Source organism: Psychrobacter sp. AOP31-B2-9 (genome assembly GCF_052378005.1).
GTDB lineage: Bacteria > Pseudomonadota > Gammaproteobacteria > Pseudomonadales > Moraxellaceae > Psychrobacter.
This window is the reverse complement of sequence record NZ_JBQSXG010000093.1, coordinates 1-12,323: the sequence shown is the minus strand read 5'-3', so window position 1 is coordinate 12,323 and position 12,323 is coordinate 1. Positions and strand designations below refer to the sequence as shown.

General features: G+C 42.1%; 9 protein-coding genes. 3 read left to right on the top strand and 6 right to left on the bottom strand.

Translation table 11 applies throughout. The features are described 5' to 3' along the window. Positions 1–80 precede the first annotated feature (80 nt). Together ACT3SX_RS10545 and ppsA are read right to left on the bottom strand one after the other, a co-directional pair. Positions 81–1,043: an RDD family protein gene (locus tag ACT3SX_RS10545; protein WP_225739220.1), complete on the bottom strand. Its 963-nt coding sequence runs from the start codon at positions 1,041–1,043 to the stop codon at positions 81–83. A gap of 141 nt (positions 1,044–1,184) precedes the next feature. Continuing rightward, positions 1,185–3,569, bottom strand: coding sequence for a phosphoenolpyruvate synthase (ppsA, locus tag ACT3SX_RS10540; protein ID WP_192519841.1), 2,385 nt, complete (start codon positions 3,567–3,569; stop codon positions 1,185–1,187). A 910-nt stretch (positions 3,570–4,479) separates the two neighbouring features. Here ppsA and ppsR point away from each other — a divergent pair. From ppsR to sthA, 3 genes are all read left to right on the top strand, one after another. Next, positions 4,480–5,376: a posphoenolpyruvate synthetase regulatory kinase/phosphorylase PpsR gene (gene ppsR / locus ACT3SX_RS10535; protein ID WP_225739221.1), complete on the top strand. Its 897-nt coding sequence runs from the start codon at positions 4,480–4,482 to the stop codon at positions 5,374–5,376. A 107-nt stretch (positions 5,377–5,483) separates the two neighbouring features. Beyond that, positions 5,484–5,879 carry a DUF4377 domain-containing protein gene (locus ACT3SX_RS10530; RefSeq protein WP_192519842.1) on the top strand — a complete coding sequence of 132 codons (396 nt, stop codon included), beginning with the start codon at positions 5,484–5,486 and terminating at the stop codon, positions 5,877–5,879. Positions 5,880–5,960: 81 nt separating this feature from the next. After that, on the top strand, positions 5,961–7,610 hold the full coding sequence (gene sthA / locus ACT3SX_RS10525) for a Si-specific NAD(P)(+) transhydrogenase (RefSeq protein ID WP_192519843.1): 1,650 nt from the start codon (positions 5,961–5,963) through the stop codon (positions 7,608–7,610). 115 nt (positions 7,611–7,725) lie between these two features. On the opposite strand, the gene ACT3SX_RS10520 is transcribed toward sthA, so the two are convergent. From ACT3SX_RS10520 to ACT3SX_RS10505, 4 genes are all read right to left on the bottom strand, one after another. Then, positions 7,726–8,928 (bottom strand): ABC transporter permease, encoded by a 1,203-nt coding sequence (locus tag ACT3SX_RS10520; protein WP_192519844.1) that lies wholly within the window; start codon positions 8,926–8,928, stop codon positions 7,726–7,728. Then, complete coding sequence (locus ACT3SX_RS10515; protein ID WP_192519845.1) at positions 8,928–10,166, bottom strand: ABC transporter permease; 1,239 nt, start codon at positions 10,164–10,166, stop codon at positions 8,928–8,930. The genes ACT3SX_RS10520 and ACT3SX_RS10515 overlap by 1 nt, the downstream gene beginning before the upstream one ends. Positions 10,167–10,169: 3 nt before the next feature. After that, the gene (locus ACT3SX_RS10510; protein WP_192519846.1) at positions 10,170–11,381 is read right to left on the bottom strand and encodes an HlyD family secretion protein; all 1,212 of its coding nucleotides are present in this window, start codon (positions 11,379–11,381) and stop codon (positions 10,170–10,172) included. Positions 11,382–11,447: 66 nt separating this feature from the next. Then, the coding region (locus tag ACT3SX_RS10505) for a YihY/virulence factor BrkB family protein (protein ID WP_444518634.1) at positions 11,448–12,323 on the bottom strand (876 nt) is incomplete at its 5' end.

The following is a 12,323-nucleotide window of genomic DNA, read 5'->3' as shown; positions in this document are numbered from 1 at the left end:
ACAAAAAAAAGCAACGATAATACGCTGCTTTTTTATAAGGGTTATCAGACACGTTGCTCATAACCAAACTTAACGAATGGTTATTTTATTTTTGGTTCTTTTGCTAACTGATTACTCTCTGCTTTCACTACCAATGTGCTGGCCAGTTTGTCATGCCAACCAATGTTTTGAGGGCTTTTTGAAGCCATGTAATAATGAATAGCTAAAGGTATGAATACTATAAATGAAGTAGAAAGAGGGATGTAGATTAGTGCTAATACAAGCGTGCGTATCACAACCAATTTGACAAAAGAAGGCAAACGATGAGTTGTTTGGTCGACCACACGAATACCAGTAATTAGTTTGCCTAACGACTGACCTCGTAAGATAATAAAAAGTAATTGCAAAGCGATAAGACCAAAAACCATAGCATTTGATATGAGCTGCGTAGCATGAGGAATACTTTCAGCAACACTTAAAGAATATTTAACCATCTCATCCATATTCTGTAAATCTGTAGGTATGCCATCCAACTTGTTTATAGCTAGCATTAATGGCAAAAATGACATGATTAAAAGTAGCCAATCAAGTGCCGTTGCTAATACTCGCGACATGATAGGCGCAAGAACAACATTACCAAGAACTTTATCTTGAGCTGAAATATTCTTACTGCTAGCCGTTTTATTTAATGACACATTATGATGCGGTGTGTGATGACGGTTGGTTGTCATATTCGCATCTTTATCAGTGACTTTTGGACGTTCAGGCTTGCCATACAGTCTATCTAACGATACAGATTGTCTGTCCTCACCATCACTGGCTTTATCTTCAGGAAATACAGTGACGTTATTGATAATAGAGTCATTGGTATCTGGGCGGCTAATGGTAGCGGGTCGATAAACCGTTTGGTTGTTGGTCAAGTTGCCGACACGCTGCCATTGGTCTAAGCCTTCATGCCACATTAAATCATCTAGCAGTACTTCACCAGAGGCCAACATAATATTGAGCTGATCCAAACTGTATGGACCGGCTTGTACGTTATTTCGAGCAAGGAAAATCTGCATAATTGCCTACATAGTTAGTCATGTCTTACATCACATTTTATAATACATAATATTAGGGTCTATTTAATATTTTTCAAATAGACCCTAATAAGTGTATCTTTAATAATGGTGTGAATTACCGCTGTGACTTGACGTTACGGCTTATTTGGTTTCTTCACCAGCTAAAAAGAACCAAGTATCTAGTACTGAGTCAGGGTTTAATGACACTGAGTTGATACCTTGTTCCATCAACCAATAAGCAAGATCTGGATGGTCTGATGGACCTTGACCACAGATACCGACATATTTGTTTTGCTTACGGCAGGCATCGATTGCCATAGTTAACAGCTTCTTAACAGCAGGATCACGTTCATCAAATAGATGTGAGACGATACCTGAGTCACGATCTAGACCAAGGGTCAACTGAGTCAAATCGTTAGAACCGATTGAGAAACCATCGAAGTACTCTAGGAATTCATCTGCCAATAGTGCATTGGTTGGTAGTTCACACATCATGATAACACGCAAACCGTTTTCGCCACGCTTTAGACCATTTTTCTCTAGTAGCTCGATGACTTCTTTGGCTTCGCCAATCGTACGCACGAATGGAATCATAATCTCGACGTTGGTCAGTCCCATGTCATCACGGACACGCTTTAGTGCTTTACACTCAAGTTCAAAGCAATCGCGGAAGTTGTCAGATACATAACGACTTGCACCACGGAAACCAAGCATTGGGTTTTCTTCTGATGGCTCGTATAATTTACCGCCCAACAAGTTAGCGTATTCGTTTGATTTGAAATCTGACATACGAACGATAACTGGCTGATTCATAAAGGCAACCGCTAAGGTTGAGATACCTTCGACCAATTTATCAACATAGAAGTCAACAGGTGAGGCATAACCGGCGATACGCTCTTGGATGGCTTGTGATATTTCACGTGGCAACGTATTCATGTTCAATAGTGCTTTTGGATGCACACCAATCATACGGTTGATGATGAACTCAAGGCGAGCAAGACCAATGCCTTCGTTTGGCATTTGGGTGAATGAGAAAGCGCGATCTGGGTTACCGACGTTCATCATTACTTTAAATGCTAGCTCTGGCATCGTTTCAACAGAGTTGGTTTGCACTTCAAAGTCAATTTGGCTTTCATAAATAAAACCAGTATCACCTTCGGCACAAGAAGCAGTCACATCTTGACCGTCAACCAATAGCTCAGTTGCGTTACCACAACCAACGATAGCTGGAACACCTAGTTCACGTGCGATAATAGCCGCGTGACAAGTACGACCACCACGGTTGGTGATGATGGCAGAGGCACGTTTCATGACTGGCTCCCAGTCAGGATCCGTCATGTCTGATACGAGGATATCGCCGTCTTGTACTTTGTCCATCTCGTTTAGGTTGCTAACGATACGCACTTTACCTGAACCGATACGTTGACCGATTGAGCGGCCTTCGCATAGTATTTTTGCGTCGGTAGTATCAATGATGTAACGCTCCATGACATTGCTGTCTTGGCGGCTCTTAACCGTTTCAGGGCGTGCCTGAACGATAAATATCTCATTGGTGTCGCCGTCTTTAGCCCATTCGATATCCATCGCTTGGCCATAATGTTTTTCGATCGTTACCGCTTGTTTAGCAAGAGAGGTTAGCTCTTCAGTAGATAGTGAGAATTGCAGGCGATCTTGTTTTTCAACATCGACAGTTTTCACAGATTTAGCTGTACTACCTTCGTCACCATAAATCATTTTCTTATGCTTGCTGCCTAGATTACGGCGAATAACTGACGGCTTACCATTGGCTAACAACTGCTTTGATATATAAAATTCATCTGGATTAACCGCGCCCTGAACGACCATTTCACCTAGGCCGTAGCTTGATGTGATAAATACCACTTGATCAAAACCACTTTCGGTATCTAGCGTGAACATTACACCAGCCGCACCAGTTTCTGAGCGAACCATGCGTTGTACAGCGGCAGATAGTGCAACACCTTCGTGCTCAAAGCCTTTGTGTACACGATAAGAGATTGCGCGATCATTGTATAAAGAAGCAAACACTTCTTTGATAGCGATTAGGACGTTATCAATACCGCGAATGTTTAGGAATGTCTCTTGCTGACCTGCGAATGAAGCATCTGGTAAATCTTCAGCAGTTGCAGAAGAACGTACGGCAACAGCGATGTCTTCGCCGCCGCTCATTGCTTCAAATGACTCACGAACTTCTTGTTCAAGATCTTTTGGTAGTTCTTGCTCAATAATCCAAGTACGAATTTTTTTGCCAGTCTCTGCAAGCTTGTTAACATCATCTACGTCTAATGTTTTTAGCTCATTATTGATTTTTTCTAGCAAACCTGTTTCGTTCAAAAAGCGGTTAAACGCATTTGAAGTGGTGGCAAAACCGCCTGGAACACTGACACCTAAATCAGATAAATGGCTGATCATTTCGCCTAATGAGGCGTTTTTACCACCGACCATATCAATATCGTCTTTTCCTAGCTGATCTAGATTGATTACAAGTGCTGTAGATTGCGCTGCCATGATAACTCCAGAAAATAAGGTTATTTAGTAAGGATTATAACGGTGGATTATACCGCTATATTAGGACAATTTCGAGGGGTTAAATCAAAAAAATTGTTAAAAACAGACAAATTATGGAGTTTACTACATAATTTTGAGCAGCTTTTCGAAAAACTTACTTTCTACGCTAGCGTAAAAATATCGAAAAAAGCCAATATATCCCCGTCTGACAACCCTAAATGAGACTATAAATAGCCAATTCAAGGACTATTACAGATAGATGGTGTGTGTTTTAGAAACTTCGTGCTTATATAGGTGTGTAATAGTCATTTTTAGTTCAATCGAACAGGGTATGAATATCGTTTTGTTTAGGACGTGTTAAACATTCACAAATACTCTCTGTTAGTGCCATGATCGAATATCAAACACATCTTACTATTTATAGAGTGTTTATTCGCTCGCTTTATTGGTATGAAACAGACTCTAAATATTGAAGTTATACAATTACCAAGGTGTTATAACGGGTTTGGTGAAAGAATCGCTAATCTCAGTATGTTCTAGAGATAGAGTTGGCTTTTATATTGGTTTCTAAGTACGCATCTGTAACATTAATTTCTATTAAGCCGCTATTATGCGTATAATGTAGGGCATAAATAATGTAGGTCTGTTATTGCATATATATTGAATATCAAGGCTGATTTATATAGGCGCTAAATATGTCTAGGGGATGGCTTCAATTCACTCGATAGTCATCTAAACGGAATAAATATCGTCAAATAGCCGGTTCATATCCCGATACTATCTGCGCGATTTTCCTTGTTTGACGATCATTTTTATCACTATTTTTAAAATGAAGACACGTCCTAGAGTAGTATGAAAAATATAAGCCAAAAAAAGATTATCATTGTGTTTCCAATTGAGGTGCCAACGTATGTACTCAAACAACCCTACTGAACAAGTGAAGTCCACTATTCAAAACCGGCATGCATTAAACTTAGACAGCTCACAAGCTGTTAGAACCGCATTTTTTATCTCAGATGGGACAGCAATTACGGCTGAGACATTGGGCCGTGCTATTTTGAGTCAGTTTGCTTCGGTACCTTTTGAAACCAGAGTGTTGCCTTATGTGGACAGCCTTGAGCGTGCGGAAGATACGGTTGAGCAAATCAATATGGCCTATCAACGAGATGGTTTACTACCTTTGGTGTTTGATACGATAGTCAACCCTGAGATTCGTGAAAAAATCAACGCAGCACAAAGTTGTAACTTGGATATGTATGAGGGTTTGATTGGGCGAGTCGCGGAAGAGACCGGTGTAGAGCCTGATGGGCACTCAGGTCATGCCCATGATAATGTTGATTCTGAGACCTATAAAGAGCGTATTGACGCAGTGCATTTTGCTTTAGATAACGATGATGGCGCACGTACCCGTCATTATAATGCGGCGGATATCATTTTGGTTGGGGTGTCACGCTCTGGTAAAACCCCAACGTCACTATACTTAGCGTTACAGTTTGGTATTCGAGCAGCCAATTATCCTTTGACTGAAGATGATTTGTACGACAATCAATTACCAAAAGCATTGCGTGAGCATAAAGACAAATTGTTTGGTCTGCTTATTGATACAGATCGTTTGGTGAAAATCCGCCAAGAGCGCCGCGCGGGTAGTCGTTATTCTAGTTATCAGCAATGCCAGCAGGAGCAGCGTGCGATACAAGGGATTTATATCACTCATGGCATCCCCAGCTTGGATGTATCCGAGATGTCTGTTGAAGAAATTGCCACTCGTATTCTACAAATGACAGGTCTGAAACGTCGTATTGGTTAAAGATTGATAAAACTCAATTAAACATTAACTGTTTAACCCTTGAAGATTGTTTATACCATTATTAATATCGTCATTTAATACAACCTCATTATCCTATAGAGAATATTATGAGTTTAGCTTATAAGTCTAGCAAGACCCCTTTATTATTAGCCAGTTTTTTAAGCGTAGCGACATTATTGACAGCCTGTCAGACGTCACGTCAACCAGTCCCTGAGCCGCGCTATGTACCAACCATTGTCTTAGGTGATGCGCAAATGCTAACCATCATGCCAAACCGTGTGGCCTGTGCTTCGGAATTACCGATGCAGTGCTTGCTTGCCAAATCTAGCAAAGACGGTAGCATGTTTGAAGTTCCTTATGATTGGATTGAGGGTTTTGAGCCAACGCTTGGTACTGAATACGTGATCAGTGCCCGCCCGCAAATCGATGAAGCAGAACAAAGTCCTAATGGCTATTGGACATTGCAAAACATTGTCTCACAACGTATGGTAGGAATGCCTTAGTACGGTGATACTAACTCACTCAAATTTTGATTCGTTCATGACCTAAATATCAAACCAATAAGTACATATAAAGAGGATACGATGGGAACTAAAAAACCAAGCGATGCAACTAATGATATCGGTGAAGAAAGCCATACTGAAGTATCTAATAAAGCAAGTAGTCACGCGCCTAATCCTGAGCACACTGTCGGAAAAAACAAACAACAAAAAATTGAACAAACCCATGAGCAAGTCACTGATGATGTGATGCATCACCCTGATCTTGTGAATCCTCTCGATGACACACGAATTGATATCAAATCTGGTTTTACCAAAGATTCACGTCGTCTAAAAAGCGACAACCATGCATACGAATATGACGCAGTTGTTTTAGGAGCAGGTCCTGCTGGTGAAGCGGCTGCTATGAAACTGACTAAGTCTGGCAAAAGAGTAGCGGTCGTTGATCCACGTGATCAAGTAGGTGGTAACTCTACTCATGTAGGCACGATTCCAAGTAAAGCGCTACGCCAATCAGTATTTAACTTAATTAACTTCCGCCGTGACCCGATGTTTACTAAGGCGATGGAATATAAGCAAGTACCCCTAAATGAAGTGTTGGCCAAGGCGCGTCAAGTAATACGTCGTCAAGTTAATACGCACACGCGTTTTTATGAGCGCAACCGCATTGAAGTGATTCACGGTTGGGCCAGCTTTATCGATGCCCATACATTACGTATTGAAACCGATGACAATGTTTTTGAAACCATTACTTTTAACAAAGCGATTATTACCGTTGGTAGCCGTCCTTACCGTCCTGATATTCTAGACTTTGATCATCCACGCGTTTTTGATTCTGATAAAATTCTGCAAATGGATTATGTGGTCAAAAAAATCATCATTTATGGTGCAGGCGTAATTGGTTGTGAGTATGCGTCTATCTTTACTGGTTTGGGTTACAAGGTTGATTTAATCAATAACCAAGATCAGCTGCTCAATTATTTGGACAGCGAAATCAGCGATGCTATCGCTCATGATTTTAGACAATTTGGTGTGCTGATCCGTAGTAATGAAGAGATTGATCATCTTGAAACGCACGATGATTATGTGGTCTTACATCTAAAGAGTGGTAAGAGAATCAAATCTGATGCCATTCTATGGTCCAATGGTCGCTCAGGTAATACCGAAGGTCTGAACTTAGAAGCGGTTGGTCTGAAAGCCAATAGCCGCGGTCAGTTGAAAGTTGACGACACATATTGCACTGATATTAAAAACATCTACGCTGCTGGTGACGTGATTGGTTGGCCATCTCTGGCATCTGCCGCTTATGACCAAGGTCGCTGCGCTGCTGCCTTTATGGTAGGTGATGATGATGCCGAGCCAGTATCTAGTGTGCCGACTGGTATCTATACCATTCCTGAAATCTCTTGTATTGGTAAAACAGAGCAAGAGCTGACGGATGAAAAAGTTCCTTATGAAGTGGGTCAAGCATTCTTTAAGCATCTGGCACGTGCGCAAATCATCGGTGAGCGTTCAGGCGTATTAAAGATTTTGTTCCATCGTGATACGCTAGAGATCTTGGGTATCCATTGCTACGGCAATCATGCGTCAGAGATTATTCATATTGGTCAAGCCGTTATGAAGTGTAAGAGTAATAATACGCTTGAGTATTTTGTGAACACCACCTTTAACTACCCAACGATGGCCGAAGCGTACCGTGTCGCGGCATTGAATGGTTTGAATCGAGTTTTTTAAATCATCGCCTATTTATATTGTATAAATCAAAAAAGCGCCTGCTAATATTAGCAGGCGCTTTTTTGATAGCTGGTTTATCAATATAAAACAGGCCTATTAAACCACTTACTCCATGTTATGAAATGGTTTTATGCTGCTTCATAGTGGTATACCAGCGAATGAGCAAGAGTAATATAAAGTAGAATATCCATAAAGCGGCGAGTGCATACAGCCCAGTAGAGATTTGGGATACACTGGCACCCATTTGGTTTAGCTGTACAGAAGTGTTGATGGCTGGTGTCGTCGGTATTAACCAACGAATGATCTGTAAAAATTCTGGCAATTGGTTTGCAGGCCACGGATAGCCACTGATAAAAAACATCGGCAACGAGCTAAAAATAAGAATTTGCATACCGCGTTCACGTTGACGAAACCATAATCCGAGTACGCAGCCGAGAGTTGCAACTGTTGGGCAGAATATTAGTAGAAATAACAAGCTGCCGAGCATGTTTTGTCCGCGCGGATAGTGATGAAGCTCAAACGCCCAGCCATAATAAAAGCAGCCGATCACAAAGCTACACGCACTTAGCGCTGAAATACGACCAAGCCAGCCACGGATGCTACTCATGTGCCGACGCTGCTCATACCATGTTCCAATCAGCATCGTCGTCGACATCAAAAGTGTTTGCTGTAAAATTAGAATAGAAACCGCTGGCACGATGTACGCGCCATAGCCTTCTGTTTGATTGTATAAAGGAATGATTTGTAAGGGTACCGCTTGAGTGTTTGCTTTTGCGGTTACTGGATACACACCTTGTGCTACGTTCTTCTTAATCTCGATACCAGCTGATACGGTGCTAACGGCTTTCAAAAATCCCATCTGAACATTTTTATTCAATAGAAAATAACCGCCATTGCCTAATACACTGACGCTCGCTGATTTTCCAGAGAGTACTTGCTGCTCAAGGCCACTCGGAATCACCATATATCCAGCGATTTCATCTGCCCAAATGGCCCGTTTGGCATCTTGCTCATTGAGAAACCGCTTAGTATCTAGCTGCGGGCTGGCACTGGCATAACGTACGACAGTTTGTGATAGGTTACTGTTGTCATAGTCAATGATACCAACGGGCACATGATCGATTACCTCGGTCGAATATGGCCAAGGATAAAAAAAGCCATAAATAATAGGTGCAATCATCAATAGTAACAGCACACCTTTATCAGAAAATATGCCTTTAAAAGTCTCCAAGAACCCATCCCAAAATGTTGGGGATGTTGCTTGCAGTGTTGAGTGTTCAGCCATAGAAGACGGATTTTGTTTTGGTAACAATGACATTAGCGTGCTCCCCAGCGTTCTGGATGTGCCAATGCACGTTTGGTCAATAGCGTCGTCAAGATCATCGTAATGGTCGTCGCAATTGTGAGGCCATAGACAATCGGTAATGACACAGCCACAGGGGCGTTCATCTGTAATTGTGCAATGTGTAGCTTTAAATAATGTGTGAGTGGTAGCACGTCTGACCAATGCTTGGCATTATCACTGATAGCAATATACGGAAAAGTGACACCTGCAAAGGCATAAGAAGGGGCAGAAATAAAACCAGTAGACGATAAGCCCATGCGTAAAGAAAACGAATTTAGGGTTAAGATGGCACCAATAAGAAATGACAGCATCATTAGTAAAAGCAGACCGACATAAGTAGCAATCACTGAGCCAATAGCAATAACGTCTTGTGGTGCAGCGAACCAAACAGCAAGCATTGACCAGATGCTATAAGCCATCATGGGCCAAAAATACTTGCCCAATAAACCGAATAACAGTACAGAGAAGCTAGCCTGTCTAGGTTGAGTATCTTCATGAGCTGTATCTGTTTTTTTATTAGTAATAAAGTCGTACCAATGGCCTATGTTTTTATCACGCAGCTCACGTCCTATCGTCGTTGCTCCGATGACCATTGCTAAAATATGTAGTAGTGCGGGAATCACCGTTGAGGCTAAAAACTGCTGATAGTTAGTTGCGGTGTTGAATAGACTGATACGCTGTATACTAATCGGCGAATAGGCAATCACTGCTTGTGATGGTGCCACGCCTTGCTTGACCAAACGCTGTATCTCAACACCAGCCGATAACGTGCCAGTAACGGCTTGAACACCAGTTTGGATGATGCCTGAATGTGTACCGTACTGAGCATTCACTTGCAATATTAAAGGGGCAGGCTTGCCAGATAAAATATTACGAGAGAAATCTTCAGGAATAATAACAACGGCATAGATATCACGCTGCAAAATGGCTTTTTCTGCCACAGCTTCTGAAGTATAAAGCTGCTTGACCATCAAGGTAGGACTGGCTTCTAAATAACGCACAACAGTATTGGCAACAGGACCATTGTCTTGGTCGATCACTCCGATAGGCAAGTCTGTAATTTGCGTATGAGAAAATATCCACCAAATCAATAGCACAGTTGCTAATGGTATCCAAATCACCATCGCCAAGTCCCACGAGTTTTTGGACAAAAATCGTCGCTCGTACGCAGCACTACGAAAAAAAGCCTCACTTAACTTGGTCAGGCTCATGGCTTACTCTTGATTCTTAGTGTTAGTAGACGCTGAATCAATGCTCACAACCACGCTCATGCCCGAACGAATACGGGCGTCTGGAGTGGTAGGACGCGCTTTCACCTCAAAGGTACGCACATCAAAGCCGTCATCATTGTTGGTTGGGCGCCAAGTTGCAAAGTCAGATAAGGTTGACGTGGCATAGACGGTAAACTCTTTAGTATAAGGCTTATTCACTGATGACAATGCTGGTATCGTACCTGTGAATTTTTGCCCGATTGCTAGTTGGTTTAAATAGGTTTCTGTGACATTGAGTACGACCCACTGATCACTGGTATCGACCAACGTCAGTAGAGGAACACCTTCTCCAATGACTTCACCGGCATTGACAATAACGTCATCTACGATACCAGCGATAGGGCTTTTTAAGTTGGCTTCTTCTTTTGCAACCAGTGCTTCGTCCAGTTTTGCATCGACTTGCGCGACTTGCGCTGTGGCGGCTAATTTATCTTCAGTGCGTGCGCCTTCTAACGCTAGGTCATATTGCAATAGCGCCGCTTCAGTTTGGTCTTGGGTGGCCAGATATTGGGCATAAGCTTCATCTCGTTTTTGCCGTGCCATTAGTCCTTCTTCATACAGACGATTGACCCGTCGATAGGTGTTTTCTGCCAAATCAGAACCTGCTTTGTTGGCTTGCCATGCTGCCTTTGCTTGAGCGATTTCTTGTGGGCGAGCACCGTTTTCTGCTTTATCTAACTGACTCTGTGCCATTTGTTTGCCAGCACGTGCTTGATTAATTTTGGCATTAATCTCAGGTGAGTCCATTTCAATAAGCTGCTGACCGATGGTAACAGTATCGCCTTCAGTGACTAAGATTTTTGATATGCGTCCAGGTACTTTTGCAGCGATAGAGGTTTGCTGCATTTGCATTTGCCCTTGCAAGGTAATGGCCTCGGGCTCACTGTGTTGACTGCTCTTATACAAACCATAAGCAACCATACCCAGCACAATGAGAATAATCAGTGCTAGGATGGCTTTTTTGATTAGGGCAGATTTGTCAGTTTTTATTGCCTCGCGTTTATAAGGCGGCACGGTTTGCTCTGCGTTAGCACTCGCGTTGTCAATATTAGAATCAATCGGTGTTTGCTCATGCTGACCATTATTTGATTCAGTAGAGCTATCTGAGTCGTTTACTTTGCGTGAGTCGCCTGATTCGTTGGTAGATTCAGTCATGACGGTGAGGTTCCTAAAGCAATAAAGCGAAGAGTAGAGGTGAAAAATTGATGACTAGGACACGCCCTAGTACACTCGAGTAGCATAAGGTTTGGCATCTTCTATGGCTTCAGAGTTAAAGATAGCTCCAAAAGCGACAATAAATGCTGAATAATAAAGCCACAGCATAATGACCACGGCAGCTGATAGTGCGCCAAACTCAGCACTATAGTTGTTAAAGTTTTGGACATAAATTGAAAATAGTACAGACAATATAATCCAAAGAATGGTTGCTAGCGCTGAGCCTGGCACTAGTTTCTTTAGTGCGACTGCGCCACGGTTAGGGGCTAGGCGATAAAAGCCCAAAAAGCTTAAAAAGATGATACCAGTCAATATAGGCCACCTGCTCCAAAGTGCAATTGTCTTAGCAATTTGAGGGAAGGGAAAGTAGGCTGCCGCTAATGGAATGATAGCGATAGAGGAGATTGTTATAATTAATATTACAACTGCGGCGAAGGTCAAGCCAACTGATCGAATGGTACTTTGTATAAAGCCACGCTCTTGCGTGATATGAAAAGCAAGATTGACAAGAACGATTAACGATTTGATGCCTTTAGAGCCAGCATAAAGAGCAAATGAAGTCGATACAATAAGACTGACAGTCAGTGTAGATGCAGTACTAGAAACCAGATCGCTTAGGCGTGAATTGAGGACTTCGTATACCGTATCAGGTACAAACGGACGCAAAATTGCAATCTGTTCTTGCATCTCAGTGAGCGAAAATACAAGACCATATAGCAGCACAAATACTGCCATTACTGGAAAAATTGATAAAAACCCAAAAAAACCTACGCTCGCGCAGTGTGCCCAAACATTAGAAGTGTTTGCGATACGCCACGTTTTCAATAAAGGCTGTAGCCAGCCAACTACAGATTTAAACGTCAGTTTTTTCATAAAATATTT

Coding starts and splice junctions, on each gene's coding strand:
- ACT3SX_RS10530 (WP_192519842.1), top strand. CDS start 5,484: ATGAGTTTAGCTTATAAGTCTAGCAAGACCCCTTTATTATTAGCCAGT.
- ppsA (WP_192519841.1), bottom strand. CDS start 3,569: ATGGCAGCGCAATCTACAGCACTTGTAATCAATCTAGATCAGCTAGGA.
- ppsR (WP_225739221.1), top strand. CDS start 4,480: ATGTACTCAAACAACCCTACTGAACAAGTGAAGTCCACTATTCAAAAC.
- ACT3SX_RS10510 (WP_192519846.1), bottom strand. CDS start 11,381: ATGACTGAATCTACCAACGAATCAGGCGACTCACGCAAAGTAAACGAC.
- sthA (WP_192519843.1), top strand. CDS start 5,961: ATGGGAACTAAAAAACCAAGCGATGCAACTAATGATATCGGTGAAGAA.
- ACT3SX_RS10545 (WP_225739220.1), bottom strand. CDS start 1,043: ATGCAGATTTTCCTTGCTCGAAATAACGTACAAGCCGGTCCATACAGT.
- ACT3SX_RS10515 (WP_192519845.1), bottom strand. CDS start 10,166: ATGAGCCTGACCAAGTTAAGTGAGGCTTTTTTTCGTAGTGCTGCGTAC.
- ACT3SX_RS10520 (WP_192519844.1), bottom strand. CDS start 8,928: ATGTCATTGTTACCAAAACAAAATCCGTCTTCTATGGCTGAACACTCA.